This is a genomic window from Streptomyces sp. NBC_01241 (assembly GCF_041435435.1).
Classification (GTDB): domain Bacteria; phylum Actinomycetota; class Actinomycetes; order Streptomycetales; family Streptomycetaceae; genus Streptomyces.
The window spans coordinates 2,607,929-2,633,824 of the sequence record NZ_CP108494.1; the positions used below are offsets into that span (position 1 = coordinate 2,607,929).

General features: G+C 70.8%; 23 protein-coding genes, 3 tRNA genes and 1 pseudogene. 16 read left to right on the plus strand and 11 right to left on the minus strand.

Annotated elements, in window-relative coordinates; genetic code table 11:
- The first annotated feature begins 2 nt into the window (after positions 1-2).
- The 5 genes and pseudogenes from OG306_RS11375 (at position 3) to OG306_RS11395 (ending at position 4,322) form a co-directional block, all read left to right on the plus strand.
- The gene (locus tag OG306_RS11375; protein WP_266746073.1) at positions 3-428 is read left to right on the plus strand and encodes a hypothetical protein; all 426 of its coding nucleotides are present in this window, start codon (positions 3-5) and stop codon (positions 426-428) included.
- A gap of 129 nt (positions 429-557) precedes the next feature.
- The gene (locus OG306_RS11380) at positions 558-1,730 is read left to right on the plus strand and encodes a PLP-dependent cysteine synthase family protein (protein ID WP_266746074.1); all 1,173 of its coding nucleotides are present in this window, start codon (positions 558-560) and stop codon (positions 1,728-1,730) included.
- Positions 1,731-1,780: 50 nt separating this feature from the next.
- The gene (locus OG306_RS11385) at positions 1,781-2,998 is read left to right on the plus strand and encodes an MFS transporter (protein WP_371666227.1); all 1,218 of its coding nucleotides are present in this window, start codon (positions 1,781-1,783) and stop codon (positions 2,996-2,998) included.
- A gap of 185 nt (positions 2,999-3,183) precedes the next feature.
- Positions 3,184-3,327 (plus strand): annotated as a pseudogene (locus tag OG306_RS11390) (MBL fold metallo-hydrolase); the annotation flags it as partial.
- A gap of 251 nt (positions 3,328-3,578) precedes the next feature.
- On the plus strand, positions 3,579-4,322 hold the full coding sequence (locus OG306_RS11395) for a sulfite exporter TauE/SafE family protein (RefSeq protein ID WP_266746076.1): 744 nt from the start codon (positions 3,579-3,581) through the stop codon (positions 4,320-4,322).
- A gap of 34 nt (positions 4,323-4,356) precedes the next feature.
- Here the strand turns inward: OG306_RS11395 and OG306_RS11400 are convergent, their stop codons facing one another.
- The gene (locus tag OG306_RS11400; RefSeq protein WP_266746077.1) at positions 4,357-4,635 is read right to left on the minus strand and encodes a metal-sensitive transcriptional regulator; all 279 of its coding nucleotides are present in this window, start codon (positions 4,633-4,635) and stop codon (positions 4,357-4,359) included.
- A gap of 81 nt (positions 4,636-4,716) precedes the next feature.
- On the opposite strand from OG306_RS11400, the gene OG306_RS11405 reads away from it, so the two are divergent.
- A complete protein-coding gene (locus tag OG306_RS11405; RefSeq protein WP_266746078.1) occupies positions 4,717-5,289 on the plus strand; it encodes a rhodanese-like domain-containing protein in 573 nt (190 codons plus the stop codon).
- 659 nt (positions 5,290-5,948) lie between these two features.
- On the opposite strand, the gene OG306_RS11410 is transcribed toward OG306_RS11405, so the two are convergent.
- From OG306_RS11410 to OG306_RS11420, 3 genes are all read right to left on the minus strand, one after another.
- Positions 5,949-6,022 (minus strand) — tRNA-Ile (locus OG306_RS11410).
- 257 nt (positions 6,023-6,279) lie between these two features.
- Positions 6,280-6,352: transfer RNA gene (locus tag OG306_RS11415), tRNA-Asn, on the minus strand.
- A gap of 5 nt (positions 6,353-6,357) precedes the next feature.
- Positions 6,358-6,430: transfer RNA gene (locus OG306_RS11420), tRNA-Asn, on the minus strand.
- Positions 6,431-6,611: 181 nt separating this feature from the next.
- On the opposite strand from OG306_RS11420, the gene OG306_RS11425 reads away from it, so the two are divergent.
- The 4 genes from OG306_RS11425 to OG306_RS11440 all read left to right on the plus strand — a co-directional run bounded on the left by OG306_RS11425 (position 6,612) and on the right by OG306_RS11440 (position 12,272).
- A complete protein-coding gene (locus tag OG306_RS11425) occupies positions 6,612-6,920 on the plus strand; it encodes a YtxH domain-containing protein (RefSeq protein ID WP_266746079.1) in 309 nt (102 codons plus the stop codon).
- Between the two features lie 72 nt (positions 6,921-6,992).
- On the plus strand, positions 6,993-8,438 hold the full coding sequence (locus OG306_RS11430; protein WP_266746080.1) for an FGGY family carbohydrate kinase: 1,446 nt from the start codon (positions 6,993-6,995) through the stop codon (positions 8,436-8,438).
- A 169-nt stretch (positions 8,439-8,607) separates the two neighbouring features.
- A complete protein-coding gene (locus OG306_RS11435) occupies positions 8,608-10,341 on the plus strand; it encodes an ABC transporter ATP-binding protein (RefSeq protein ID WP_266746081.1) in 1,734 nt (577 codons plus the stop codon).
- On the plus strand, positions 10,341-12,272 hold the full coding sequence (locus tag OG306_RS11440) for an ABC transporter ATP-binding protein (protein WP_266746082.1): 1,932 nt from the start codon (positions 10,341-10,343) through the stop codon (positions 12,270-12,272). Before OG306_RS11435 ends, OG306_RS11440 begins: the two co-directional genes overlap by 1 nt.
- 67 nt (positions 12,273-12,339) lie before the next feature.
- On the opposite strand, the gene OG306_RS11445 is transcribed toward OG306_RS11440, so the two are convergent.
- From OG306_RS11445 to OG306_RS11460, 4 genes are all read right to left on the minus strand, one after another.
- On the minus strand, positions 12,340-13,434 hold the full coding sequence (locus OG306_RS11445; protein ID WP_266746083.1) for an RNA polymerase sigma factor: 1,095 nt from the start codon (positions 13,432-13,434) through the stop codon (positions 12,340-12,342).
- Between the two features lie 349 nt (positions 13,435-13,783).
- A complete protein-coding gene (gene dnaG, locus OG306_RS11450) occupies positions 13,784-15,691 on the minus strand; it encodes a DNA primase (RefSeq protein ID WP_266746084.1) in 1,908 nt (635 codons plus the stop codon).
- Positions 15,692-15,804: 113 nt separating this feature from the next.
- Complete coding sequence (locus OG306_RS11455) at positions 15,805-17,064, minus strand: NAD(P)/FAD-dependent oxidoreductase (protein ID WP_266746085.1); 1,260 nt, start codon at positions 17,062-17,064, stop codon at positions 15,805-15,807.
- A gap of 200 nt (positions 17,065-17,264) precedes the next feature.
- Entirely contained in the window at positions 17,265-18,611 is a 1,347-nt protein-coding gene (locus tag OG306_RS11460; RefSeq protein ID WP_266746086.1) for a deoxyguanosinetriphosphate triphosphohydrolase, read from the minus strand.
- A gap of 262 nt (positions 18,612-18,873) precedes the next feature.
- Between OG306_RS11460 and OG306_RS11465 the strand changes: the two genes are divergently transcribed.
- Positions 18,874-19,608 carry a SanA/YdcF family protein gene (locus tag OG306_RS11465; RefSeq protein WP_266746087.1) on the plus strand — a complete coding sequence of 245 codons (735 nt, stop codon included), beginning with the start codon at positions 18,874-18,876 and terminating at the stop codon, positions 19,606-19,608.
- A gap of 55 nt (positions 19,609-19,663) precedes the next feature.
- Here OG306_RS11465 and cutA read toward each other — a convergent pair whose 3' ends face one another.
- Together cutA and OG306_RS11475 are read right to left on the minus strand one after the other, a co-directional pair.
- Positions 19,664-20,005, minus strand: coding sequence for a divalent-cation tolerance protein CutA (gene cutA, locus OG306_RS11470; protein ID WP_266746088.1), 342 nt, complete (start codon positions 20,003-20,005; stop codon positions 19,664-19,666).
- Between the two features lie 84 nt (positions 20,006-20,089).
- On the minus strand, positions 20,090-20,707 hold the full coding sequence (locus tag OG306_RS11475; protein WP_371665260.1) for an NADPH-dependent FMN reductase: 618 nt from the start codon (positions 20,705-20,707) through the stop codon (positions 20,090-20,092).
- A gap of 88 nt (positions 20,708-20,795) precedes the next feature.
- Between OG306_RS11475 and OG306_RS11480 the strand changes: the two genes are divergently transcribed.
- From OG306_RS11480 to OG306_RS11495, 4 genes are all read left to right on the plus strand, one after another.
- Complete coding sequence (locus OG306_RS11480) at positions 20,796-21,596, plus strand: aminotransferase class IV family protein (protein ID WP_266746090.1); 801 nt, start codon at positions 20,796-20,798, stop codon at positions 21,594-21,596.
- A gap of 119 nt (positions 21,597-21,715) precedes the next feature.
- Positions 21,716-22,195, plus strand: coding sequence for a DUF5990 family protein (locus OG306_RS11485; RefSeq protein ID WP_266746091.1), 480 nt, complete (start codon positions 21,716-21,718; stop codon positions 22,193-22,195).
- A 402-nt stretch (positions 22,196-22,597) separates the two neighbouring features.
- On the plus strand, positions 22,598-23,287 hold the full coding sequence (locus OG306_RS11490; protein WP_266746092.1) for a hypothetical protein: 690 nt from the start codon (positions 22,598-22,600) through the stop codon (positions 23,285-23,287).
- A 128-nt stretch (positions 23,288-23,415) separates the two neighbouring features.
- A complete protein-coding gene (locus OG306_RS11495; protein WP_266746093.1) occupies positions 23,416-24,039 on the plus strand; it encodes a class F sortase in 624 nt (207 codons plus the stop codon).
- A 25-nt stretch (positions 24,040-24,064) separates the two neighbouring features.
- Here the strand turns inward: OG306_RS11495 and OG306_RS11500 are convergent, their stop codons facing one another.
- The gene (locus OG306_RS11500) at positions 24,065-24,853 is read right to left on the minus strand and encodes a sulfite exporter TauE/SafE family protein (RefSeq protein ID WP_266746094.1); all 789 of its coding nucleotides are present in this window, start codon (positions 24,851-24,853) and stop codon (positions 24,065-24,067) included.
- A gap of 90 nt (positions 24,854-24,943) precedes the next feature.
- On the opposite strand from OG306_RS11500, the gene OG306_RS11505 reads away from it, so the two are divergent.
- Positions 24,944-25,873, plus strand: coding sequence for an oxidoreductase (locus OG306_RS11505; RefSeq protein ID WP_266746095.1), 930 nt, complete (start codon positions 24,944-24,946; stop codon positions 25,871-25,873).
- The last annotated feature ends 23 nt before the right edge of the window (positions 25,874-25,896 follow it).

Below are 25,896 nucleotides of genomic sequence, written 5' to 3' on the forward strand. Positions count from 1 at the left end.
ATGTGCTCGTATTGCGGCGTCACTCCCGGTCGGCGGCCACAGCGGCCCTCGCCGCGGTGCTGGCAGCCCTCATGCACGTGCTGGCCTGCGCCCATGGGCCCGAGCTCGGCCGCGCGGCCGTGTCCGACTCGCTTCCGGTCGCGGCCGTGGCCGTGGGCATGACCGCTGTGCCTGCGTCGGGTCCGGTGTCCGCGCCGGTCGCCGGGGAGCGGGGGCTGCGGTTCGCCGAATGCGCGGGGAGCGATGACCCCGGTGTGCTGTCCCGGGACGTGTGCGTGGCACCGGCACCGGAGGTGATCGCGCCCGCGAGCGCGGTGGAGCCGGAGCCACTGGCGGTTGCCTGGCGCAGAGCGCCGGAGGCGGGGGCGCCCGGGGATCACGGCGAACAGCAACGGGTGCGGGCGGTGCTGGGGGTGTGGCGGACGTGATCGGGACCTGCCGCGCGGTGTGACGGGAGTGGCCGGATGGCCCCGTCGTGCCGTGGTGGCGTTCGCGTCCTGAACAGCCGTCACGATCACGCGGCCCGCCGAGGGCGGGGTCGCGGGAGACCACACGCCATGAATTCTCCGCACACCTGCACCGCTTCCGCCTCCGCTTCCGCCTCCGCCGGTTCGCCCGCCCGGTTGCTCGCGTCCGGACCAGCCGCGCAAACGCCGGCCGGACTCGTCGGCGATACCCCGCTGTTGTGGGTCGGTGAGCCGTTCACCACCGCCGGCCACGGGTTCTGGGCGAAACTCGAAGGACACAACCCCGGCGGAATCAAGGACCGGACCGCGCTGTACATGGTGGCCCGCGCGCGCGAACGCGGCGAACTGCTGCCGGGAGCGCCGATCGTGGAGTCCACTTCCGGCACCTTGGGCCTGGGCCTGGCGCTGGCCGGGGTGACGTTCGGGCATCCGGTGGCGGTGGTCACCGACCCCGGCATGGAGCCGCTGATGCGTGGCCTGCTCACCGCCTACGGCGCCGAACTGCATGTGGTGACCGAGCCGCATCCGGTGGGCGGCTGGCAGCAGGCCCGCCGCGAGGAGGTCGACCAGCTGCTGACGACCCGGCCGGACGCCTGGTGCCCGGATCAGTACCACAATCCCGACAACGTGGCCGCCTACGCCCCATTGGCCCATGAGCTGATCGCCCAGCTCGGCCGCATCGACACCCTGGTGGTGAGTGTGGGCACCGGCGGGCACTCGGCCGGTATCGGCCGGGTGTTGCGCGGCTTCTTCCCCGCCCTGCGGATCGTGGGGGTCGACACCTGCGGCTCCACCATCTTCGGTCAGCCCGCCGCACCGAGGCTGATGCGGGGGCTGGGTTCCAGCATCTACCCGCGCAACGTTGACTACGCCCTGTTCGACGAGGTGCACTGGGTCGCCGCCGGTGAGGCGGTCTGGTCGGCCCGCGCCCTGGCGAGGGCCCGGTACGCGACGGGCGGGTGGAGCGTGGGCGCGGTCGCGCTGGTCGCCCGCCGGCTTGCCGCCGCATCGGCGGCGGAGACACGGATCGCCGCGGTGTTCCCCGACGGCCCGCAGCGGTACGTGGGCACGGTCTTCGACGACGCCTGGTGCCGTACTCACCAATTGCTCGGCCAGGAACCCGCCGACGCGCCGGACGAGCTGGCGCATCCCGGTGAGCGGGTCGTCGCACGCTGGAGCCGCTGCGCGACGGTCCTCGACCCGCTGGCCGGGACCGTCCGCACGGCCGCCGAGGAGCGCGGGCTGGCGGGGGTGGCCCGGTGAAGACGCTGCTGGCGAAAACCCGGAGCTTCTCTCCGGCGGTGCGGCTGCTGATGGTGAACCAGTTCGCCATCAACCTCGCGTTCTACATGCTCATGCCCTATCTCGCCGCTCACCTCGCAGGGCAACTGGGGCTGGCGGCCTGGGCGGTGGGCCTCGTGCTGGGGGTACGGAACTTCTCCCAGCAGGGCATGTTCCTGATCGGCGGCACGATCGCCGACCGCTTCGGCTACAAGGCCCCGATCATGGTCGGCTGCCTGCTGCGCACCGGCGGGTTCGCTCTGCTGGGGTGGGTCGACAGCCTGCCCGCCCTGGTGGCCGCGTCGGCGGCCACCGGGTTCGCCGGGGCCCTGTTCAATCCGGCCGTGCGCGCCTACCTCGCCGCCGAGGCCGGCGAGCGGCGGGTGGACGCCTTCGCCGCGTTCAACGTCTACTACCAGGCCGGGATGCTGCTGGGCCCGCTGGTCGGACTCGCCCTGCTGGCAGCCGACTTCCGCCTGGTGTGCACCGTCGCGGCGGCCATTTTCGCCGCGCTCACCATGCTCCAGGGCCGCGCACTGCCCGCCCGCCACGCCACCGCCGCCAAGAACGGAGGGGATGCGGGCGGGGTGCTCGCGCAGTGGCGCCTGGTGGTGGCCAACCGGCCGTTCCTGCTGTTCTCACTCGCGATGATCGGCTCCTACGTACTGACCTTCCAGGTCTACCTGGCCCTGCCCATGGCCGCCGACGCCGCGCTCGGGACCGACGGCACGAAGGTCACGAGCGGCCTGTTCGTGCTCTCCGCCGCGGTGGCGGTCGCCGGACAGCTCAGGCTGACCGCCTGGGCGAAGGCGCGGTGGAGCCGTTCGCAGGCGCTCGTGCGCGGGCTGGCCGCGATGGGCCTGGCGTTCACCCCGCTCGCCCTCGCCCAGGCCGCCGGTACGGGGATGTGGCGGACCCCGGTCGAGCTGGCGGCCCTGACGGCGGCTGTCGTCCTGCTGGCGGCGGGCAGTGCGGTGGTCTACCCGCTGGAGATGGACACCGTCGTGGCACTCTCCGGCAACCGGCTGGTGGCCACGCACTACGGCCTCTACAACACCGTTTCCGGCCTCGGCATCACGCTGGGGAACCTCGCCACCGGCGCGCTGTGGGACTTCGCCGCCGCCCATCACGCGCTGTGGCTGACCTGGACGGCACTGACGGTGGCCGGACTAGGCTGTGCCGGTGCCGTGTCCGGGCTGGCGCGCACCGGCCGCATCGGCGCCCCGGCGCCCGTGCCGCTGGCCGTCTGAACCCGGCACCACAACGAGTACGACCCCCGGGGGCTGCGGGTCCATGGCGTGAACAGGCCGAGGCCGGGACCCGCAGCACCGCTGGGTGACCGGCGTCGCATCCGCTCCCGGAAATACCCCCCCTGGTATCTCTGTTACGGTAGATGACAGATACCCCGGGGGGTAAAATTTCGAGGGAGATTGCCGTGTTCTTTGCCGACGCCCTGGAGACCGGAGGTCTTGGCAACCGCAGCTACCCGGCCGAGGGAGCCCGGGCGGCCGTCCTCGTGGACCCGCCCCGGGACATCGACCGGGTGATCGCCGCCGCCGCGGAACGCGGTGTGCGGATCGTCTCCCGACGCGGTGGCTGCCGCCGCGCACCCGGAGCCGTGCACGCGCTCTTGCCGCGGCTGCTCGCCGAGCGCCCGGTGTCCTGCGCCGATGTGACGGATGGCACGAGGGCATGGAGCGCGGCAAGGCTCACGGCACGCGGCCTCGCGGGGACCGTACCCACCGCACGCCGCCTCGCAGGCGCCACGCTCACCGCACGCCGCCTCGCAGGCGCCACGCTCACCGCACGCCGCCTCGCGGGCGCCGCCATATGACCGCGTTCCTGCTGGCCCTGGCCGCCGGTGCGCTGGTGGGCCTGGCCCTTGGATCACTGGGGGCCGGCGGCAGCATCCTGACGGTCCCCGCGTTGATCTATCTGCTCGGCTTCAGCCCGGCAGAGGCGACCACAGCCAGCCTGATCATCGTCATCGTCACGTCGCTGACCGCCCTCGTGGCCCACGCGAGGACGGGAGCCGTGAACTGGCGTGCGGGACTGCTGTTCGCGGCGGCGGGACTCCTGCCCGCCGCGGCGGCGGGACTGCTGTCCGCGCACATCCCCGCCGCCGCGCTCACCCTGGCCTTCGCCGTGCTGGCCGCGATGGCCGCCCTGCGCATGCTGCGCCGCAGGGCCCCCACAGGCAGCGGTACGGTCTCGGCGGGGCGTGCGGCAGGGGCCGGCGCCGGACTGGGCGCGGTCACCGGGTTCCTGGGGGTCGGCGGCGGCTTCCTCGCCGTCCCGGCGCTGGTGGCCGTACTGGCCGTACCGATGAGCGCGGCCGTCGGCACGAGTCTGCTGGTCATCATCGCCAACGCGCTCGTGGCCCTGGCGGCCCGGACGGCCACCGATGTCACCCTGGACTGGGCCCTGATCATGCCGTTCATCGCGACGGCGGTTCTGGGCGCCTGGGACGGCAAACGCCTGACCGCCAAGGTCGCACCGGGCACACTCCAGCGCGTCTTCGGCATTCTGCTGCTGGCCGTCGCCGTGACGATGGCAGTGGGTGTCGTGCTGTGACACCCCACGGGGGCGTTCAGGCCGGTGACGGGAATCAGGCCAGCGACAGGAAGAGTTTCTCCAGCCGGGCCCGCATCTGCACCGAGTCCCGCACCTGCGGATCGTCGCTGGTCATGCACTGCTGCAGCCCCGTCGCGATGATCGAGAACCCGGCCCGGTCCAGGGCGCGGGAGACGGCGGCCAGCTGCGTGACGACATCCTCACAGTCCCGCCCCTCCTCGATCATCCTGATCACGCCGGCGAGCTGGCCCTGCGCACGCCGAAGCCGGTTCAGCGCCGATTTCAGCTCATCGGCCGTCATGTCGAGTTCCACATATCCTCCTCCATATATGCCCCTTATACCCCCGCGGGTATCGTACGTCGAGGGCAACCCATTTCCGAAAGGCTTTGTTCCGTGACCACCCCCATCTCCCTGACCTCCTCCCAGGCGTCCGCCCGTTACGCGGAATTCACCGTGATCGACGTCCGCACCCCCGGCGAGTACGCCGGCGGCCACCTTCCCGGCGCTCACAGCATCCCCCTGGACCGGCTGCACGAGGCCGTCGGAGCACTGAAGGACGCTTCGGCCCTCGCACCGCTGCTGATGGTGTGCGCCTCCGGCAACCGCTCGGCCAAGGCGTGCATCCAGCTGTCCGGCCTGGGGATCGAGGCCACCACCCTGGAGGGCGGGACCAGCGGCTGGGCGGCCGCGGGCCACCCCGTCGAGCGGCCAGCCGGAGCGCGCTCCGGCTGGCCGATGGACCGCCAGGTCCGGCTGGCCGCCGGGTCACTGGTCGTCGTCGGCTTCCTCGCGGGTTTCGCCTGGCAGCCGGCGCACTGGCTGTCGGGCGCGGTCGGCGCCGGCCTCGTGTTCTCCGGCGTGACCAACACCTGCGGGATGGCCGCGCTCCTGGCCAAGCTCCCCCACAACCGGCCCGCCAGGAACACCGCCTCCTTCCAGGACACGCTCACGCGCCTGGCCTCCTGATCGGCAAGCCGGGAAAGGCGCCGCGCGGACATCGCGATGGCGTCGCTCTTCTGCCGGCGGACGGGGCGCCCGGGTGCCATCGTCGACCGGAAAAAGTCGACATACAGACCCATCCGACGGGCCTAGAGGAGTCGGCCCGGAGCAGCGACGGCATCCACCTCAACGCCCGCGGCCAGGCCGTCCTCGGCACCGAGATCATCCGCGCCCTGAGCGCCCGACCGGGGAACGGCTGAGGGGGCGGGCACGGAGGACACGGGGGTCGACTCCGGAGCCGGGGCCATGCGTGTCGGTGCCTCAGATGCCCGTGGGCGGCGAGGTTGAGGCCGCAGGCGTAGTCAAGCGCTTCCCCGGGGCAAGCCCCTTGGGGTCATTCTGCCCGCCCGGCTCAAGGTCGACGACGAGGGCGAGCCCGGAGACGGAGTGCCGTCCCCGCCGACCTCCGCTGCTGGAGCTCCGCCTCGGGTAGTCCGGCGGCCACAACCGAGCACACGTACGCACGACCTCACCCCCCACGCGCTGCCATCACGCCACCAACCGCTTCGACACTTCGGGTGAGCATCGGGTGAGCCAATGATCTCGACGGCAACAAAAAGGCCCCCGCCGACACGGGGGCTCTCTGTTGTTGCTGGTCAAACGGGTGAACTGTTACAGCTCGACGGTGGGGCGGGTGGGACTCGAACCCACGGCCGACGGATTATGAGTCCGCTGCTCTAACCGGCTGAGCTACCGCCCCTTTTCGGCGTGGCGCGTACAAGTGTGCGCGCCGTCTGCCGCAGCATAGCCGGTCATACGATCTCTCGCTCCGGATGGTCGGCCACACATGACCACGAAGACCGTGCTGCGCCCTGCCCGGTTCCGGACGGTGCGAAGTGGACGCGAAAAAGTTACCTGAGCCCCACACGCACCACGCCGCGCACCCGGGTGCCGGACGGCCGTGGGCACCGCCACGGACACGCGAAAGAGGACCCCGCAGGGTCCTCTTCCGTTCCGCTCCCCCGACTGGACTCGAACCAGTAACCCTCCGGTTAACAGCCGAATGCTCTGCCAATTGAGCTACAGGGGATCGCGCTCCCCCGACTGGACTCGAACCAGTAACCTGCCGGTTAACAGCCGGCTGCTCTGCCAATTGAGCTACAGGGGATTGCTGCGTTCGCAACGGACTCCACCTACCTGGCTGCTGCCGGGCGGCGGACGTTCGCTGCGACACATACATTAGCGCAAGCAGGGGGGTGCTTTGCCAATCGGTATCGCCCGGGGTGATCTCGGGTGCCCGCGGGTAGGCGGGCAGCACACGTCGCACTGAGCAAGGAAGGGTGGCAGCCATGCGGTACCGGCTCACGTTCATCGCCGGACTGGCCCTCGGATACGTGATCGGCACGCGGGCCGGGCGCGAGCGCTACGAGCAGATGAAGAAGTCCGCACGTCAGTTCGCGCAGAATCCGGCCGTGCGCAATACCGCCGAGTCCGCGGCGCGCAGTGGCCGCGATTTGGCCGACAAGGCCTGCCACGTGGTCGGCGAGAAGGTCGGCGAGAAGGTACCCGCGTCGGTGGCCGGCCGGGTGCGCTCGCTGCGGGGCCGCAGGCGGAACGGTCAGAACGGCGAGGACGACTGGGGCACCACCAACACGTAGCCGGACGGGTCGCCCGCCCGCTGCCGCACCACCGGTACGGAAACGCTCCGGCGGTGCGGCAGAATCTTGGGCATGGGCATAGTCGCCGGCTTGGACAGTTCTTCCGCCTTCACGCACATCGTCGTCTGCGATACGGACACCGGTGCCGTGCTGCGCCGGGGATACGCCGCACATCCCGTCGAGGCGAAGGCCAGCGAGGTCGATCCGCAGGCGTGGCTGCTCTCACTCGGTGAGGCCGCCGACGGCGGGCTGCTCGAAGGTGTGCAGGCCATCGGGGTCTCCGCGCAGCAGCACGGCCTGGTGCCGCTGGACCACCAGGGCAATCTCGTGCGTCCGGCGCTGCTCGGCAATGACAAGCGTGCGCAGGCCGCCGCGGCCGATCTGGTCGAGGGGCTCGGCGGGCGGCAGGCCTGGGCCGAGGCGGTCGGGGCGGTGCCGCAGGCCGCGCAGCCGGTGTCGAAGCTGCGCTGGCTGGCGCGGACGGAGCCGGAGGCGGCCCGGCGCGTGGCCTCGGTGCTGCAGCCGCACGACTGGCTGGTGTGGCAGTTGCTGGGGCGGCCGTCCCGGCGGACCACCGACCGGGGCGCGGCGTCCGGCACCGGTTACTGGTCGGCGGACAGTGGTTCCTACCGGCCCGATCTGGTGGAGCTCGCGCTCGGGCACCAGGCCGCGCTGCCCGAGGTGCTCGGCCCCTCCGACGCGGCCGGGACGACGCCCGAGGGGCTGCTGATCTCCGCGGGGACCGGCGAGACGATGGCGGCGGCGTTCGGACTGGGGGTCGGGGTCGGCGACGCGGTCGTGTCGCTGGGCGCGTCGGGTTCGGTCATGGCCGTGCACCACGAGGCACTGTCCGATCCCAACGGAATGATCACCTCGTTCGCGGACGCGACGGGCATGCATCTGCCGGTGGTGTACACGTCGAACGCGGTGCGCGCGTTGCGCGGGAGCGCCGAGATGCTGGGCGTGGAGGGGCTGGAGGAGTTGTCCGCGCTGGCGCTGAAGTCGACAGCGGGCGCCTCCGGACTCGTACTCCTGCCGTATCTGGAGGGCGAGCGCACCCCGCATCTGCCGCACACGGCGGGGACGCTGTGCGGGCTGCGGCGCGAGTCGATGAAGCCGGAGCATCTGGCGCGGGCGGCGTTCGAGGGGATGCTGTGCTCGCTGGCCGACGCGCTCGATGTGCTGCGCGGCCGCGGGGTCGAGGTGCGGCGGGTGTTCCTGCTGGGCGCGGCGGCCGAACTGCCCGCCGTTCAGGGGCTCGCGCCCGCGCTGTTCGGTACGCAGGTGGTCGTGCCGCAGCCCGCGGAGTACGCGGCGCTGGGCGCGGCCCGGCAGGCGGCCTGGGCGCTGGGAGTCTCGCAGGGGACGGCGGATCCACTCGCTCCCCCGGCCTGGCAGGGTGCCGCGGCGCAAGTACTGGAGCCGGGCGAGGAGTTGGCGGTCGGGCAGGCGGTCCGCCAGCAGTACGTGGCGACGCGGGACCAGATCCATCCGGGAGCGTTCGACTCCGCGCTCTGAACCGCACACCCTGCGTGACATGACCGGGTACACCTGCTGGAGATCGATCTCCCACATGTGTACTCGGTCTGTTTTTTGACCTGGTCTTGAATAAAATCGTTCGCGGTCGCCCTCATAGGTACCGGAAAATGGGTCGACCCCCGACCTCTGCCGACTCCGAGAGACACGCGTGCTCATAAAACTCCTGCGGGCCTATCTCGGTCCGTACAAGAAACCCATCCTGCTGCTGGTCCTTCTCCAACTCCTGCAGACCTGCGCCAGCCTGTATCTGCCCACCCTGAACGCCGACATCATCGACAGCGGTGTCGTCAAGGGGGACACGGGCTACATCCTGGAGTTCGGCGGCATCATGATCGCCGTCAGCATCGGCCAGGTGGTCTGCAACATGGGGGCCGTCTTCTACGGCGCCCGCACCGCGTCCGCCCTCGGCCGTGATGTCCGGGCGTCGATCTTCGACCGGGTGCAGTCGTTCTCCGCACGTGAGGTCGGGCGGTTCGGCGCGCCCTCGCTGATCACGCGTACGACCAATGACGTCCAGCAGGTCCAGATGCTGGTGCTGATGACGTTCACCCTGATGGTTTCGGCGCCGATCATGTGCGTCGGCGGCATCATCATGGCGCTCGGCCAGGACGTCCCGCTGTCGGCGGTGCTGCTCGCGGTGGTGCCGGTGCTCGGCATCGCGGTGAGCCTGATCGTCAAGCGGATGCGGCCGCTGTTTCGCACCATGCAGGAGCGGGTCGACACCGTGAACCGGGTGCTGCGTGAGCAGATCACCGGCAACCGTGTCATCCGCGCCTTCGTCCGTGACCGTTACGAGGAGGAGCGCTTCCGCGGTGCCAACAACGAGCTGACCGATGTGGCGCTGTCCACGGGCCGGCTGATGGCGCTGATGTTCCCGACCGTGATGACGGTCGTGAACGTGTCCTCGATCGCCGTGGTCTGGTTCGGTGCCCACCGCATCGACAGCGGCGGCATGGAGATCGGCGCGCTGACCGCGTTCCTCGCCTATCTGATGCAGATCGTCATGTCGGTGATGATGGCCACCTTCATGTTCATGATGGTGCCGCGCGCCGAGGTCTGTGCCGAGCGCATCCAGGAGGTCCTGGAGACCGAGTCGAGCGTGATTCCGCCCGTCAAGCCGGTGCGCGAGCTGCTCGCCCACGGTCATCTGGAGGTCCGCGGGGCGGACTTCCGCTATCCGGGCGCCGAGGAGCCGGTGCTGCGGTCGGTGAATCTGGTGGCCCGCCCCGGCGAGACGACCGCGATCATCGGGTCGACGGGCAGCGGGAAGTCGACGCTGCTCGGGCTCGTACCACGGCTGTTCGACGTGACGGACGGCCAGGTGCTGGTCGACGGCACGGACGTACGGACGCTGGAGCCGACGCTGCTGGCGAAGACCGTGAGCCTCGTGCCGCAGAAGCCGTATCTGTTCTCCGGGACGGTCGCGACGAATCTGCGGTACGGGAACCCGGACGCCACCGACGAGGAGCTCTGGCACGCGCTGGAGGTCGCGCAGGCCAAGGAGTTCGTCGAGGCGCTGGAGCACGGCCTGAACGCGCCGATCGCGCAGGGCGGCACCAATGTCTCCGGCGGGCAGCGGCAGCGGCTGGCGATCGCCAGGACGCTGGTGCAGCGGCCGGAGATCTACCTCTTCGACGACTCGTTCTCCGCGCTCGACTACGCGACCGATGCCGCGCTGCGCGGGGCACTCGCGCAGGAGACGGCCGAGGCGACCGTGGTGATCGTGGCGCAACGGGTGTCCACCATCCGCGACGCCGACCGGATCCTGGTACTGGACGAGGGCCGGGTCGTCGGCTCCGGTACCCATCACGAACTGATGGACGGCAATGAAACGTACCGGGAGATCGTGCTCTCCCAGCTGACGGAAGCGGAGGCGGCGTAATGGCCGGTCCTGGCGGACGCATGATGGCGGGCGGGGCGCCGACCGACCGGTCCATGGACTTCAAGGGGTCCTCGAAGCGGCTCCTGAAGCGCTTCGCCCCGGAGAAGGCGCCGCTGTACGTGATGCTGGCGGCCTGCGTGGCGAGCGTCGGGCTGTCGGTGGTCGGGCCGAAGATCCTCGGCAAGGCGACCGACCTGGTGTTCGCCGGGGTCATCGGCCGGCAGATGCCCGACGGCACGACGAAGGAACAGGCCGTGGAGGGCCTGCGCAGGGCCAACAGCGGCCTCGCCGACATGCTGTCCGGGGTGGACTTCGTCCCCGGGCACGGCATCGACTTCGGTGCGGTGGCCGACGTACTGCTGGTGGCGCTGGCGGTCTATGTCGGTGCGGGGCTGCTCATGCTGGTGGCCACCCGACTGTCGATCCGGATCATCAACCGGGTCGTGTTCCAGCTGCGTGAGGACATTCAGACGAAGCTGTCGCGGCTGCCGCTGTCGTACTTCGACCAGGCCAAGCGCGGCGAGGTGCTCAGCCGGGCGACGAACGACATCGACAACATCTCCCAGACGATGCAGCAGACGATGGGTCAGCTCATCAGCTCCCTGCTCACCATCGTCGGCGTGCTGATCATGATGTTCTGGGTCTCGCCGCTGCTGGCGCTGGTCGCACTGGTGACGGTGCCGCTGTCGGTCGTCGTGGCCGCGAAGGTCGGCAAGCGGTCGCAGCCGCAGTTCGTGCAGCAGTGGAAGGTGACGGGCAAACTCAACGCCCACATCGAGGAGATGTACACCGGGCACACCCTGGTGAAGGTCTTCGGGCGGCAGGAGGAGTCCGCGCGGGACTTCGCCGAGCAGAACGAGGCGCTGTACGAGGCAGGCTTCAAGGCGCAGTTCAACAGCGGGATCATGCAGCCGCTGATGATGTTCGTCTCGAACCTGAACTATGTGCTGATCGCCGTCGTGGGTGGCCTGCGGGTCGCTTCGGGTTCGCTGTCGATCGGTGACGTGCAGGCGTTCATCCAGTACTCGCGGCAGTTCTCGATGCCGCTGACCCAGGTCGCCTCGATGGCGAACCTGGTGCAGTCGGGTGTCGCGTCGGCCGAGCGCATCTTCGAGCTGCTGGACGCCGAGGAGCAGAGCGCCGACCCCGCGCCCGGCACGGGCGAACGCCCGAAGGAGCTGCGAGGCAACGTCTCGCTGGAGAAGGTGTCGTTCCGTTACGACCCGGAGAAGCCGCTCATCGAGGACCTCTCGCTGAACGTCGAGCCGGGCCACACGGTCGCGATCGTCGGCCCGACCGGCGCGGGCAAGACCACGCTCGTCAATCTCCTGATGCGGTTCTACGAGGTGACGGGCGGGCGGATCACCCTCGACGGGGTCGACGTGGCGAAGATGTCGCGCGACGAGCTGCGGTCGGGAATCGGCATGGTCCTCCAGGACACCTGGCTGTTCGGCGGGTCGATAGCGGAGAACATCGCGTACGGCGCTTCGCGCGAGGTCACCCGGGAAGAGATCGAGGAGGCCGCGAGGGCCGCCCACGCCGACCGCTTCGTCCGCACCCTGCCGGACGGTTACGACACGGTGATCGACGACGAGGGCTCCGGCGTCAGCGCGGGCGAGAAGCAGCTGATCACCATCGCGCGGGCGTTCCTGTCCGACCCGGTGATCCTGGTGCTCGACGAAGCGACGAGTTCCGTCGACACCCGTACCGAGGTGCTGATCCAGAAGGCGATGGCGCGCCTGGCGCACGGTCGTACGAGCTTCGTGATCGCGCACCGGCTCTCCACCATCCGGGATGCCGACATCATCCTGGTGATGGAGAACGGCTCGATCGTCGAACAGGGCACGCACGACGAACTGCTGGCTGCCGAGGGGGCGTACGCCCGGCTGTATTCGGCGCAGTTCGCGCAGGCGGTCGCCGAAGTCGACTAGCGGGCACGGCCGCAGACGTGACGGGGCCCGTACCGCCGGCCGGCGGTACGGGCCCCGTCACGCGTGATCAGTCGAGGTAGCCGCGGAGTTGGTCGGCGTGGGCGTGGTCCCGCAGCTTGTTGAGGGTCTTGGACTCGATCTGGCGGATGCGTTCGCGGGTCACGCCGAAGATCCTGCCGATCTCCTCAAGGGTGCGGGGCCGCCCGTCGGCCAGCCCGTAGCGCAGCTGGACCACCTTCCGCTCACGCTCGTTGAGGGTGGAGAGCACCGCTTCCAGGTGCTCGCGCAGCAGCAGGAACGCGGCGGACTCGACCGGGGACGCGGCGTCGCCGTCCTCGATCAGGTCGCCGAGGGCGACGTCGTCCTCCTCGCCGACCGGGGCGTGCAGCGAGACGGGTTCCTGGGCGAGCCGCAGGACTTCGCCGACCCGCTCCGGGGTGAGGTCGAGCTGGTCGGCGACCTCCTCGGGCGTCGGCTCGTAGCCGCTCTCCTGGAGCATCCGGCGCTGGACGCGTACGACCCGGTTGATCAGCTCGACGACATGGACCGGGACCCGTATGGTCCGCGCCTGGTCGGCGAGGGCGCGGGACATGGCCTGACGGATCCACCAGGTCGCGTAGGTCGAGAACTTGTAGCCCCGGGCGTAGTCGAACTTCTCGACCGCCCTGATCAGTCCGAGGTTTCCCTCCTGGACGAGATCGAGCATGGTCAGTCCGCGGCCGACATAGCGTTTGGCGACGGAGACGACGAGGCGGAGGTTGGCCTCGATGAGACGGCGCTTCGCCATCCGCCCCATGACCACCAGCCGGTCGAGGTCGACGGCCAGCCGGGTGTCCGGGTCCGGGGTGCCCGCGAGCCGCTCCTCGGCGAAGAGTCCGGCCTCGACGCGGCGGGCGAGCTCCACCTCGTCGGCTGCGGTGAGGAGCGAGATCCGGCCGATCTCCCGCAGATACTGGCGGAAGAGGTCGGAGGACGGGCCGACGGTCTCGGGGCGGCCCCTCGGCTCCGGGGGTTCGGACACCTCCGGCGGCTCCTCCATGAGTGCCTCGGGCGGGTCGGAAGGTGTCTGCGGCTCCACCACGGCCTCCGGATGACGCACGGCCCGGTTCTGCGCGGGGATGGCCGAGACATGCTCGGTTTCGGTCACGGTCCGGGTCTGCACGGGGGCGACCTCCAGGTGATCGCTGCCGGATCGCGGGGATGGTGGACCACCGTCCGGTGGGCCGGCCGCGCTCCGATGACTCAGGCACCGCCCCCCAGTGTGGGGGAAGACACAGCGCCGCCACGAGGGGCGTGCGGGGACTTTCTGCGTCCGGTCCGTGACCGGCCGGTTACGGGGACGGGTGTGTCCTTCCGGCCCGCCCGGCGATCGGGACCCGTCCGGCGATCAAGGAGGAACGGCGATCGAGACCCTTCCGGCGATGGAGACCCTTCCGGCAACCAAGGACGCAACGGCGGCCGGCCGGCCCCGGCACGCCTGCACGGCCACGGGGCCGCGCGGAAGCCCGGGTTCAGAGCGCGTCGGCGCCGTTGTTGCGCAGGGACTGGGCGTACTGCTGGAGGACCCAGACCTCGTTCTGCGCGGCCGCCAGATGGTCCGGGGCGACATTGCTGCCGAGGCGGGCGAGGCTGCCCTGGACGTCGTTGATCCGGCGGTCGACGGCGCGCAGGCGGACCTTGACCAGATGCTCGCCCGCGTACGTCTCGTCGATGGACTTGCCGTGGAAGACCTCGACCGCCAGCTCGGTGACCAGCTTGCGCACCGTGTCGTTGGGGGTCGCGTCGAGCACCTGGACGAGGTACTCGCGGGTCTCGGGGACGCCCAGCTCCGCGCCGCCCGCCTCCGCGATGCACTGACGGACTGCGGCGTACGGCGGGGCGGTGAACTCGTCCACCCCGTAGGCGTCGAAGGCCGGGGCGACCAGGGCGGGCCGCTGCAGGGCGAGCTTGAGCAGCTCGCGCTCGGTGCGGTGCGCCGGGCTGCGGAGGTTGAGCGCGGGGCCGGAGGGGGCGGCGGGGGCCCGGACCTGCTGGGGCTGCGCGCCGGGGCGGGAGGAGGCCGGCTCCGGTCCTCGCCGGTCGCCCCGCCCACGGGCCCACTGGGCGAGCTGATTGACCCGGTGCACGACGTACTCCTGGTCCAGGATGCCGACGAAGCCGGCCAGCTGGACGGCGACCTCGCGCTGCACGCTGCCCGTCTTGATCTTGGCGACGACGGGCGCCGCCTCGTCGAGCGCGGCGGCGCGGCCCGCCGGGGTCTCCAGGTCGTACCGGCCGACGATCTGGCGGAGCGCGAACTCGAAGAGCGGCGTGCGGGGTTCGACCAGGTCGCGGACGGCCTCGTCGCCCTTGGCCAGGCGCAGATCGCACGGGTCCATGTTGTCCGGGGCGATCGCGATGTACGTCTCGGCGGCGAACTTCTGGTCGTCCTCGAAGGCACGCAGCGCGGCCTTCTGGCCGGCCGCGTCACCGTCGAACGTGAAGATCACCCGGGCGCTGCCGTTGTCCATCAGGAGGCGGCGCAGGATCTTGATGTGGTCGCCGCCGAAGGCCGTACCGCAGGTGGCGATCGCGGTGGTGACCCCGGCGAGATGGCAGGCCATCACGTCGGTGTAGCCCTCGACGACCACGGCCCGGCTGGCCTTCGCGATGTCCTTCTTCGCCAGGTCGATGCCGTAGAGCACCTGGGACTTCTTGTAGATCGCGGTCTCGGGGGTGTTGAGGTACTTCGGTCCGTTGTCGTCGTCGCGCAGCTTGCGGGCGCCGAAGCCGACGACCTCGCCGGAGGTGTCTCTGATCGGCCACATCAGCCGGCCGCGGAAACGGTCGATCGGGCCGCGCCTGCCGTCCTGGGAGAGGCCGGAGGCGATCAGCTCCTTGTCGCTGAAGCCCTTGCCGCGCAGATAGCGGGTGAGGTGGTCCCAGCCGGCCGGGCTGTAGCCGACGCCGAAATGGGCGGCCGCCGCCTGGTCGAAGCCGCGCTCGGCGAGGAACTTCCGGCCGATCTCGGCCTCGGGGCCGTCCAACTGCTCCACGTAGAACTGGGCGGCCACCTTGTGCGCCTCGACCAGCCGGATGCGCTCACCGCGCTGGTGGGAGGGGTTGTAGCCGCCCTCCTCGTACCGCAGGGTGATGCCCGCCTTGGCGGCGAGCCGCTCGACCGTCTCGGAGAACGAGAGATGGTCGATCTTCATCACGAAGGCGATCGTGTCGCCGCCCTCCTGGCAGCCGAAGCAGTGGAAGAGACCCTTGCTCGGGCTGACCTGGAAGGAGGGGGACTTCTCGTCGTGGAACGGGCAGAGGCCCTTGAGGTTGCCACCGCCCGCGTTGCGCAGCTGGAGATACTCGGAAACGACGGCGTCGATCGGGACCGCGTCCCGTACCGCCTTCACATCGTCGTCATTGATCCTGCCTGCCACGGGTGAAGTCTACGGGTGGGGTGCGACAGCCGTGCCCCGCGCCGATGTGATCCGTGGAACCCGGCGGGGCGCAGCCCGACCCGGCCCCGCCCGTCGGTGCGGCCCGGCTCCGTTCAGGTCAGGGAGGTCAGTGGTACCGACGGGTCCGCCAGTGCGTCCGGGTCGATCTGCCGGCCGGACCGGATCAGTTCCTGCACGGCGTCGGTGACATCCCACACGTTGACGTTCATCCCGGCCAGCACCTTGTGGTCCTTCAGCCAGAAGGCGATGAACTCGCGCTTCCCCGCGTCGCCGCGGATGACCACCTGGTCGTAACTGCCCGGCGGCGCCCAGCCCGAGTATTCGAGGCCGAGGTCGTACTGGTCGGAGAAGAAGTACGGCACCCGGTCGTAGCCGACCTCCTGGCCGAGCATGGCGCGGGCCGCGGCCGGGCCGCTGTTCAGCGCGTTCGCCCAGTGCTCCACGCGCAACCGGATGCCGAACAGCGGATGGGCCACGTTGGCGACGTCCCCGGCCGCGAAGATGTGCGGGTCGGAGGTGCGCAGCGAGGCGTCGACGGCGATGCCGCCGCCGTCCTTGCGCGCGGCCATGGCGAGCCCCGCGGCTTCGGCGAGACCGGTGCGGGGGGCGGCGCCGATCGCGGCGAGCACGTCGTGGGCGGGGTACTCCTCGCCGTCGTCGGTACGGACCGCGAGGACCAGGCCGTCCTGGCCGATGATCTCGGTGAGACGGACACCGAAGTGGAAGCGGACACCGTGGTCGCTGTGCAGATCGGTGAAGATCTGGCCCAGTTCGGGGCCGACGACATGGTGCAACGGGGTCGGCCCCGATTGGACGACGGTGACCTCGGCACCGTACTCGCGCGCCGCCGCCGCGACCTCCAGGCCGATCCAGCCGGCCCCGGCGATCACCAGGTGGCCGTTGTCGCGGCCGAGGGAGGTCAGCACGTTGCGCAGCCGGTCGGCGTGGGCGAGGCGGCGCAGATGGTGGACGCCGGCCAGGTCCGTACCCGGAATGGGGAGGCGGCGCGGCTCGGCCCCGGTGGCGAGCAGCAGCTTGTCGTAGTGGACGACAGTGCCGTCGCCGAGCTGTACGGAGCGGCCCGCCCGGTCGAGGACGGTGACGGGCTGGCCCAGGTGAAGCTCGATGTCGGCGCCCGCGTACCAGGCCGTCTCGTGGACGAAGACGCTGTCCCGTTCCTCCTTGCCCAACAGGTAGCCCTTGGAGAGCGGCGGCCGTTCGTACGGATGGTCGCGTTCATCGCCGAGAAGGATCACCCGGCCGCTGAAACCCTCCGTCCGGAGTGTCTCGGCCGCCTTCGCTCCTGCCAGTCCTCCGCCGACGATGACGAACGTCCGATGTGCGTCGACCACGTGATGCCTCCTCGGTGCTTACTGCGCGGGGCCCGACTGCGAGCGTCCCGCACGCAGCGTGATGGCGAAAGAGGGTGTACACCGATCAGGTCACACCCAGTGGTCATGGGCAAGCCCGCGGACGAGGCCGGGAGGCGGTGACCGCCGGGCGCACGCGGTCGTACGCGGTTGTGGTCCGGCCGCGTGGACGGGGCCTCCGGTCAGCGGCGGCGTGCGGTGAGGGATGCGTGCAGGGAACGCGCCGAGGCGTCGGTCAGGGCGGCGATCTGGTCGACGAGGACCCGCTTGCGGGCCCGGTCCCCGGCGGCGGCGTCGAACAGTGCCCGGAACTGCGGCTCCAGCCCCTCCGGAGCGCGTGCGGTCAGCGCGGCGGCCAGTTCCGCGATGACGATCCGCTGGTCGGCGCGGATCGCCTCCTGCTCGGCGCGCTGCATGACGTACCGGTCGGCGACCGCCTTGAGGACGGCGCACTCGTTGCGTGTCTCGCGGGGGACGACGAGCTCGGCCGCGTACCGGATCAGCCGGCCCGTCCCGTACCTCTGCCGGGTGCCGGTCTCGGCCGCGAGGCAGAACCGGCCGATCAGCTGGCTCGTGGCGTCCTTCAGCCGGGCCTGGGCGACGGCGGATCCGTCGTAGCCGTGCGGCCACCAGTCCTGGGCGATGAGCCGGTCCAGGGCGTCGGACAGCTCCTCGGGGTCGGTGTCCGCCGGGACGTAGCGGCCGATGGCGACCGCCCAGATCGCGTTCCGCTCGGGCTCGGCGTAGAGGCAGTTGGGGTCGATGTGCCCGGCGTGCAGCCCGTCCTCGAAGTCGTGCACGGAGTACGCGACGTCGTCGGACCAGTCCATGACCTGGGCCTCGAAGCACTTGCGGTCCTTCGGGGCGCCGTGCCGGGCCCACTCGAAGACGGGCAGGTCGTCCTCGTACACCCCGAATTTCGGCGAGCCGGGGTCGGTGGGGTGTCCGCCGCGCGGCCACGGGTATTTGGTGGCGGCGTCCAGCGCGGCGCGGGTCAGGTTGAGTCCGACGCTGACCAGCTCGCCGGTCCGGGTGTCGGGCACGAACCGCTTCGGTTCGAGCCGGGTCAGCAGGCGCAGCGACTGGGCGTTCCCCTCGAAGCCCCCGCAGTCCGACGCGAAGTCGTTGAGCGCCTGCTCCCCGTTGTGTCCGAACGGCGGGTGGCCCAGGTCGTGGGCCAGGCAGGCCGCCTCGACCAGATCGGGGTCGCAGCCGAGCGCGGCCCCGAGCTCGCGGCCGACCTGGGCGCATTCCAGGGAGTGGGTGAGCCGGGTCCGCGGGCTGGCGTCCCAGGCGTTGCTGCGGGTGCCGGGGGTGACGACCTGGGTCTTCCCGGCGAGCCGGCGCAGTGCGGCGGAGTGCAGGACCCGGGCGCGGTCACGCTGGAACGCGGTACGCCCGGGCCGTTTGTCCGGCTCGGTGTCCCAGCGCTCGGCGTCGGCGGCACGGTAGGGGGCCGTGCCGTGGTCCTGGGTGCCGTGGGTGCACTGGGTGCCGTGGGTGCACTGGGAATCCTGCGTACCGTCCATGGTTCCGACAGTAAACGGCCGGACCGACAGGACGGCTCAGCCGGTGCCGACTCCGTCATGCGTCAAGGACGCAGGGGGGAGGTTGCCGCACCGATGCGCGGGAGTGAGGGCCGCTCACCGGAGGCGTCACATCGAGCGAAGCGATCGGAAACGGTAACGAAATCAACGGAATAGGGAGACGGAGAACCCTTTCTCCCCGTCGGTCGTCCGATCATGTGGGACAGCGTGCCAAGGCGGGACGAGCGGGAACAGGGGAACACCCATGCGGGAGAAGCAGCCGGGACGGCTGAGAAGGCTCGGGCAGCTCGGGCGGTTTCGGCCGCGGTGGCCGCGGACGCGGCGCGGGCAGCGGCGGGCCGTACAGGGGGTGATGGTCGCCTGCGTGGTGGCGCTGGCACCCGCGACCTGGATGTACTCCGTCGCCGACGCCCGGGTCAGGACGACCGCGGACGCGCCCGCGCAGCAGGTCGCCGTGGTGTTCGGGGCCGGTCTCTGGCAGGGCAAGCCGTCGCCGTATCTCGCGAACCGGCTCAAGGCCGCCGCCGAGCTGTACCGGGGCGGGAAGGTGAAGGTCGTGCTCGTGACCGGTGACAACAGCCGCGAGGAGTACGACGAGCCGGACGCCATGCGCACGTATCTCAGGAAGCAGGGCGTGCCGGACGAGCGGATCGTGAGCGACTTCGCCGGGTTCGACACCTGGGACTCGTGCGTCCGGGCCAAGAAGATCTTCGGGGTCGACCGCGCGGTGCTGGTGACCCAGGGGTTCCACATCCGGCGGGCGATCGCGCTGTGCCGGACCGCGGGGATCGACGCGTACGGCGTCGGCGTCGACGCCGTACACGATGCGACCTGGTACTACGGCGGGACGCGGGAGGTGTTCGCGGCGGGGAAGGCGGCGCTGGACGCCGTGTTCAGGCCGGACCCGCACTTCCTGGGCCCAAAGGAGCCCGGGATCGGGGAGGCCCTCGGGAAGGCCCTGGCGGCGGACGAGCGGTGACGGCTCCGGGTGCCGGTCCCGCAGAATGCCGGGCCGGTTCTCAACAGCGCCGGTTCTACAGAGGGGTGACCGGGGCGGTCTCGGCCGCGACCCAGTCGAGGTAGCGGGCGCTGCCCCGTACCACCAGGATCGCGATGACCTCGGGGGTTTCGTAGTCGTGCGCCGCCAGGAGATGCGCCTCCAGTTCGTCGTAGCGCTCAGCCGTCGTCTTGAACAGCAGCTGCCACTCCTCGGTGGTCTCGATGGCGTTCTGCCAGCGGTAGACCGAGGTGACGGGCGCGGAGATCTGTACGCAGGCGGCGAGCCGCGCCTCCACCGCGCCCTGCGCCAGGGAATGGGCCTTCTCCTCGCTGTCGGTCGTGGTCAGTACGGTCAGCCATGCCGGCGGCGTCGTCACCTTCGGGCTCCTCGGTGTCGGTCACTGGGTCATCAGGTGCCCTTCGATTGTCGGGGGCGTCGCGGCGCGGCGCAGTGCCCGGTGTCAGACGCCGCACGGACGGACGGCCTTGGCGTCGCGCAGCGCACGTCCCCACCAGACCAGCTGGTCGAGCAGGGACTTGGCCGCCGCGTCGCTGCCCGACGGGTCCTTGTGCCTGCCCTCGCCGTCGAACAGGGCGCCCGCATTGTGGAACGACACGGTGTCGCGGACGCCGACGGCGTGCAGCTCCGCGAAGACCTGCCGGAGGTGCTCGACGGCGCGCAGGCCACCGGAGACTCCGCCGTACGAGACGAAGGCGACAGGTTTGGCCTGCCACTCGGCGTGGTGCCAGTCGATGAGGTTCTTCAGCGGCGCCGGGTACGAGTGGTTGTACTCGGGAGTGATGACGACGAAGGCATCGGCCGCCGCCAGCCTGGGTGACACGGCACCGAGTCGGGCCAGCGTTTCGACGTCGGGCCGGTAGGAGAGAGCGCTCGGGAGGTCGAGCTCGGCGATGTCGATCAGATCGGTCTCGATGCCGGGGTGGCCGGCGGCGCGCGAGAGGAACCAGCCGGAGACGACGGGGGCGAAGCGTCCCTCGCGATTGCTGGCGAGGACGACCGCGACCTTCAGGGGCGCGGCGGAGGCGGTGGTGGGTACGGGTGCTGTGGTGAGGTCCATGCGGAGAGGTTCATATGTCAACCATGGTTGAGGTCAAGCCCGGTCCGTCGGGGTACGTCGTCGCCCGTCGCGGCATACCGTGGGCCGCATGACCACTCCCCCTCCCGCGCCCTTCCCGTACGCCGAGTTCAACGGGCACCCGGCCACCGAGGCGGATCTGCGGATTCCCGCCTTCCTCGGCTACGGCCATTTCACGGCCATGCAGGTCAGGAACGGAAAGGTGCGCGGCCTCGCCCTGCATCTGGCCCGGCTGGACTCGGCGAACCAGGAGCTGTTCGAACGCCCGCTGGACGGGGAACGGATCCGCGAACTGATCCGGCACGCCCTGGACAGTGCGGGGGTACGGGACGCCTCGACCCGGGTGTACGGCTTTCTGCCGCCGGGCGATACGGAGACGACCGTCATGGTCACGGTGCGCGGGCCGGCCCGGAAGTCCACCGAGCCGCACGACCTGATGTCCGTCCCGTACGCCAGGACCGTGCCGCACATCAAGCGTCCCGGCGAGTTCGGCCAGACGTACCACGCGCGGCTCGCCGCTCGCGCGGGTTTCGACGAGGCCCTGCTGACCCTGCCGGACGGTACGGTGACGGAGGGGGCGATCACCAATGTCGGCTTCTGGGACGGCACTTCGGTCGTCTGGCCCGCTGCTCCCGCCCTGCTCGGCATCACCATGGCACTGCTGGAGCGGCAACTGCCCGGCGCGGGACTGGAGTCCGTACGGCGTCCGGTGACGCTGGACGGGCTGGCCGGGTACCGTTCGGCGTTCCTCACCAACTCGCAGGGCATCGCGCCGGTCCGGCGGATCGACGCCATCGAGTTCACGGTGGACGAGCAACTGATGAAGTACATCGGACAGGCGTACGACAGCGTGCCGTGGGAAACGGTCTGACGTCTCCCGGCGTCACGCGGGCCGCCCTCCGTCGGAAGTAACGGGATCCTGCTCCGCTGACCGAGCCCCCGGCGTCACGCGGGCCGACCGGTGCCCGAGAAAGGAAGGAGCATGGAGTCATGCTGATCCACATCGAAGGCTCTCGCCTCCCCGGCCTCACCTGCGGGCCCGACAGCGATTTCCCCGCCGCCCACAACATCCACGTGGCCGTGCAGCGCAAGGACAGGCCGGGCGAACTGCTCGGCCTGCACCGGGGTGACGCCCCGTCGGCCTCGTGGACCTTGAGCTGCACCGCGACCCCCACCGCGGACGGCGTCGAGGTGAAGGGGCCCTACGTGCAGAACCGGCTGGGCGGGCGCTTTGTCTACCTGTCCTGGGGCACGGTCGACGAGGACGGCGTCTTCAGCATGTTCCGGCGGGCCAAGCTGATGCTGGGCGACGTCGATCCGGCCGTGCTCGAAGCCGCCGTGCGCTCGGGGCATCTCACCGCTCGGCTGCCTCTCTCCGATGCCAAGGGACAGCCGCTCTGCGCCAGGGTGCGGCCGCCGGTCATCGAATGGTCCGCCACCGCGCCGTCCCGGGAGCGCCGCGCGTCCTGAAAGCGCCGCGCGGTTGCGGAAACGGCATGTCGCGGGGCGTCCGGCACGGAACCGCCCCCACCGGAGCCAGGGGGGATGGAGCCGGTGGGGGCGGCGGCCGGGGGCGGCCTGGTGCACCGTCCCGTGGGGGGCTTCAGACGTGTGCCCGACCCCCACGAAGTCATGCATGTGACGTACGTCACCCCCCTCCCGGAGGGCATCACCCGATCGGCACCGAACGGCGAGATGCCGGTCACACCCACTTCGATCACGGTCGTGACCTGCACATATGCATCTTGGCAAGGATGCCGCGCCGGGCCGTTCGGGTGAAAGCTGACCTGGTGTCAGCAGGCATGGGCGACGGCCGGCCCGTTAGCTCGTGGTCAGGACACACCTACTCGCGCCGTTGCCGGAGGAACCCCCATGCGTCCTGCTCGCCCAGTGACCGGTGCCGCGGCTTTCGCGGTCACCATAGCCTCGCTCTGCCTCTTCACCGCCGGGCAGCCCGCGTACGCGGGCGATTCCGGCACACCGCGGGCCGGCTCGGCGGCCGTACCACGGACCAACAGCGGCCCGCAGGCGCAGGGCGGCGACAACGACAACGGGGACAACCCGCCCGGGTCCGCGCGCGACACGCCCTTCGGCCTCAATGTCCCCTCGCTGCTCGACTCCGTCGGCGGGCTCAACGCCTTCTCCGGGCTCAGCACCCCCTCCAGGAACGAGGGCTCCAACGAGCGCGGGAACGGAAACCGGAACCCGTCCGAGGACCAGGGGGGCTCGGGCAGGCACGACAGCTCGTTCGGGCGCGACAACTCCTCGTCCGGACGCGACAACTCGTCCTCGGGCCGGGACAACTCCTCATCATCCGGACGCGACAACTCGTCCTCGGGTCGCGACAACTCCTCATCATCCGGACGCGACAACTCCTCGTCCGGACGCAACGACTCATCCGTGCCCACCGGTCCCAGCGGGCGCGTCAAAACAGGCGTCGGCGGCAGTGTCCGGTCCGACACCTCCCAGATCGCGGCGGGCGCCGGTGTACTCGCCGGTGCCGCCGTCGGCGGAGCCTGGCTCCTGCGTCGCCGGGCGAGCGGCACGCAGGAAGCCGGCTGACGGAGACGGATTCACGTCTCCGTACCGCCAGGTTCCCGTCCCGGTGGCCGCGCGGCCACCGGGACGGGACTGCTCCGTACCCGAACCCGTCCCCCTCCCGTCCGCGCTTCGTCACCCGGAGGACGACCGTGTCCCAGAAGGCCAAGGGCTGGCTGCTGGTCATCGCGGTGCTGGCCGGTGTCTGGCTGATCCGGCACGGCGCCGGCACCCAGTTGCTCCCGCCCCAGCCGACCACCGCGCAGGGCTTCGCCGCGGGCCCCGAGCCGCAGCCGGGGTCTCCCCTCGCCGAACCGCTGAAGCCCTCGGCACCCGTGCGCATCCGGATCCCGAGCATCCGGGTGGACGCCCCGATGATGCGGCTGGGGCTCGGGGCCGACGGCAGTCTCGACGTGCCGCCGGCCGGGAACCGCAACGTCGTCGGCTGGTACCGGGACGGCACTCCCCCGGGCTCCAAGGGCAGCGCCATCGTCGCCGGTCATGTCGACAACGCGCAGGGCCGGTCGGTCTTCTACGACCTGGGCACCCTGCAGAAGGGCAGCACGGTCGAGGTGGTCCGCCAGGACGGGCGCACCGCCGTCTTCTCCCTCGACGGGATCGAGGTCTACGAGAGCGACGACTTCCCCGACGAGCGGGTGTACGGTGCCTCGCCCTACGCCTCGCTGCGGCTGATCACCTGTGGCGGCGGATTCTCGAAGGCTACGGGCTACCGGGGCAATGTGGTGGCGTACGCGCACCTCACCGCGGTGCGGTGAACCGGGCGCGCCCGGAGCGCGTCGTTCACGCCGTCCACTGGTCGAACCCCAGCTTCGCGACCAGTGAGAGCACCACGACCAACAGGACGCCGCGGACGAACTCGCTGCCCTTCCGAAGCGCCATCCGCGCCCCGATCAGCCCGCCCGCCAGGTTGAATACCGCCATCAGCGCGGCCAGTTGCCACAGCACGCTGCCCTGGTACGCGAACATCGCCAGCGCCCCGCCGTTGGTGCAGACGTTGACGATCTTGGCGGTGGCCGAAGCCGTCACCAGATCGAGGTGGAGCACCGCGGTCAGCGCCAGGACGAGGAACGTTCCGGTGCCGGGGCCGAACAGCCCGTCGTAGAAGCCGATGCCGCCGCCGACGAGCACGATCGCGGTGACGGTGCGGGCCCGGGTGACCTGGCGCCTCGTACCGTCGTCCGCCGTGCTGCCGAACGAGGGTCGCAGCATCACGAACGCCGCCACCGCCAGCAGCACGACCATGATCACCGGGCGCAGCACCTCGCTGCTGATCCCGGCCGCGAAGAACGCCCCGGCCATCGAGCCGGCCAGCGCCGCGAGCCCGATCCGCAGGGCCGCCCCGACCCTGACCGGCGCCTTGCGTACGTACGTCACGGCGGCGCCCGTCGTACCGACGATCGCGACCGCCTTGTTGGTGCCCAGTACCTGCGCGGCCGGGACATGGGGCAGTCCCAGCAGCAGGGCGGGCAGCAGGAGCAGCCCGCCGCCGCCGACCACCGCGTCGATCCAGCCCGCCGCGGCTGCCGCGAGGCAGAGAACGACCAGTGTGGTGAGTGCTATATCAGGCATGATCGCGACCTTAAGGATGCGATACGTGCCTCGTCCAACCGGTTCCGCCCGGCCCGTTCTCGCCGCGCGCCGCGGCCGTACGCTGGGCCCATGAGCCAGGGCTGGAACGCGAGCGACATCCCCGACCAGAGCGGCCGTACGGCCGTGGTCACCGGAGCCAACAGCGGCATCGGGCTGATCACGGCGCGGGAACTGGCCCGGCACGGCGCGCGCGTACTGCTCGCCTGCCGTGACGAGTCGCGCGGCAAGGAGGCCGCGTCCCGCATCCGGACGGCCGTGACCGGCGCGGACGTGGAGTTCGTACCGCTCGATCTGGCCGATCTGGACTCCGTACGCGCGTGCGCGGCGAAGCACACGCCCGACCGGATCGATCTGCTGATCAACAACGCGGGTGTGATGGCCCTTCCTTACGGGAAGACGGCGGACGGCTTCGAGAGGCAGTTCGGCGTCAACCACCTGGGGCACTTCGCCCTCACCGGGCTGCTGCTCCCGAAGCTCCTCGGCACCCCCGGGGCGCGCGTGGTGAGCGTCTCCAGCGGTATGCACGCCCTGTCCGACATCGACATGGGAGATCTCAACAGCGAGCGGAACTACCGCCGTTGGATCGCCTACGGCCGCTCGAAGACCGCCAATCTGCTCTTCGTCCACGAGCTGGCGCGGCGCCTGACGGCCGCCGGTTGCGAGGTGGTGGCCGCCGCGGCGCACCCCGGTTACGCGGCGACCAATCTGCAGACGGCGGGCGTCCGGATGGAGAACCGCAAGGCTGCGGATCTGGTGTTCCGGCTCGGCAACCGGCTCGTCGCGCAGCCCGCGTCGTCCGGTGCGCTGCCCACCCTGTACGCGGCCACCGCGCCCGGCGTGCGGCCCGACTCGTTCATCGGCCCGAAGCTGCTGGGCTGGCGCGGCGCACCGGCCCCGTCCTGGCGGGCGGGCTGGACGCTGAACGATGTGGCGAGCGAGCGGCTCTGGGTGGCGTCCGAGCAGCTCACGGGGGTGACGTATCCGGTGCTCACGACCTGATGAGGACCGGATACGCCACCGCT

What these genes read in the sequence shown, in the direction of transcription:
- OG306_RS11380 (WP_266746074.1), top strand. Translation starts at nt 558, where the DNA reads ATGAATTCTCCGCACACCTGCACCGCTTCCGCCTCCGCTTCCGCCTCC.
- OG306_RS11385 (WP_371666227.1), top strand. Translation starts at nt 1,781, where the DNA reads ATGGTGAACCAGTTCGCCATCAACCTCGCGTTCTACATGCTCATGCCC.
- OG306_RS11395 (WP_266746076.1), top strand. Translation starts at nt 3,579, where the DNA reads ATGACCGCGTTCCTGCTGGCCCTGGCCGCCGGTGCGCTGGTGGGCCTG.
- OG306_RS11425 (WP_266746079.1), top strand. Translation starts at nt 6,612, where the DNA reads ATGCGGTACCGGCTCACGTTCATCGCCGGACTGGCCCTCGGATACGTG.
- OG306_RS11430 (WP_266746080.1), top strand. Translation starts at nt 6,993, where the DNA reads ATGGGCATAGTCGCCGGCTTGGACAGTTCTTCCGCCTTCACGCACATC.
- OG306_RS11440 (WP_266746082.1), top strand. Translation starts at nt 10,341, where the DNA reads ATGGCCGGTCCTGGCGGACGCATGATGGCGGGCGGGGCGCCGACCGAC.
- OG306_RS11460 (WP_266746086.1), bottom strand. Translation starts at nt 18,611, where the DNA reads ATGGACGGTACGCAGGATTCCCAGTGCACCCACGGCACCCAGTGCACC.
- OG306_RS11465 (WP_266746087.1), top strand. Translation starts at nt 18,874, where the DNA reads ATGCGGGAGAAGCAGCCGGGACGGCTGAGAAGGCTCGGGCAGCTCGGG.
- OG306_RS11475 (WP_371665260.1), bottom strand. Translation starts at nt 20,707, where the DNA reads ATGGACCTCACCACAGCACCCGTACCCACCACCGCCTCCGCCGCGCCC.
- OG306_RS11480 (WP_266746090.1), top strand. Translation starts at nt 20,796, where the DNA reads ATGACCACTCCCCCTCCCGCGCCCTTCCCGTACGCCGAGTTCAACGGG.
- OG306_RS11485 (WP_266746091.1), top strand. Translation starts at nt 21,716, where the DNA reads ATGCTGATCCACATCGAAGGCTCTCGCCTCCCCGGCCTCACCTGCGGG.
- OG306_RS11490 (WP_266746092.1), top strand. Translation starts at nt 22,598, where the DNA reads ATGCGTCCTGCTCGCCCAGTGACCGGTGCCGCGGCTTTCGCGGTCACC.
- OG306_RS11500 (WP_266746094.1), bottom strand. Translation starts at nt 24,853, where the DNA reads ATGCCTGATATAGCACTCACCACACTGGTCGTTCTCTGCCTCGCGGCA.
- OG306_RS11505 (WP_266746095.1), top strand. Translation starts at nt 24,944, where the DNA reads ATGAGCCAGGGCTGGAACGCGAGCGACATCCCCGACCAGAGCGGCCGT.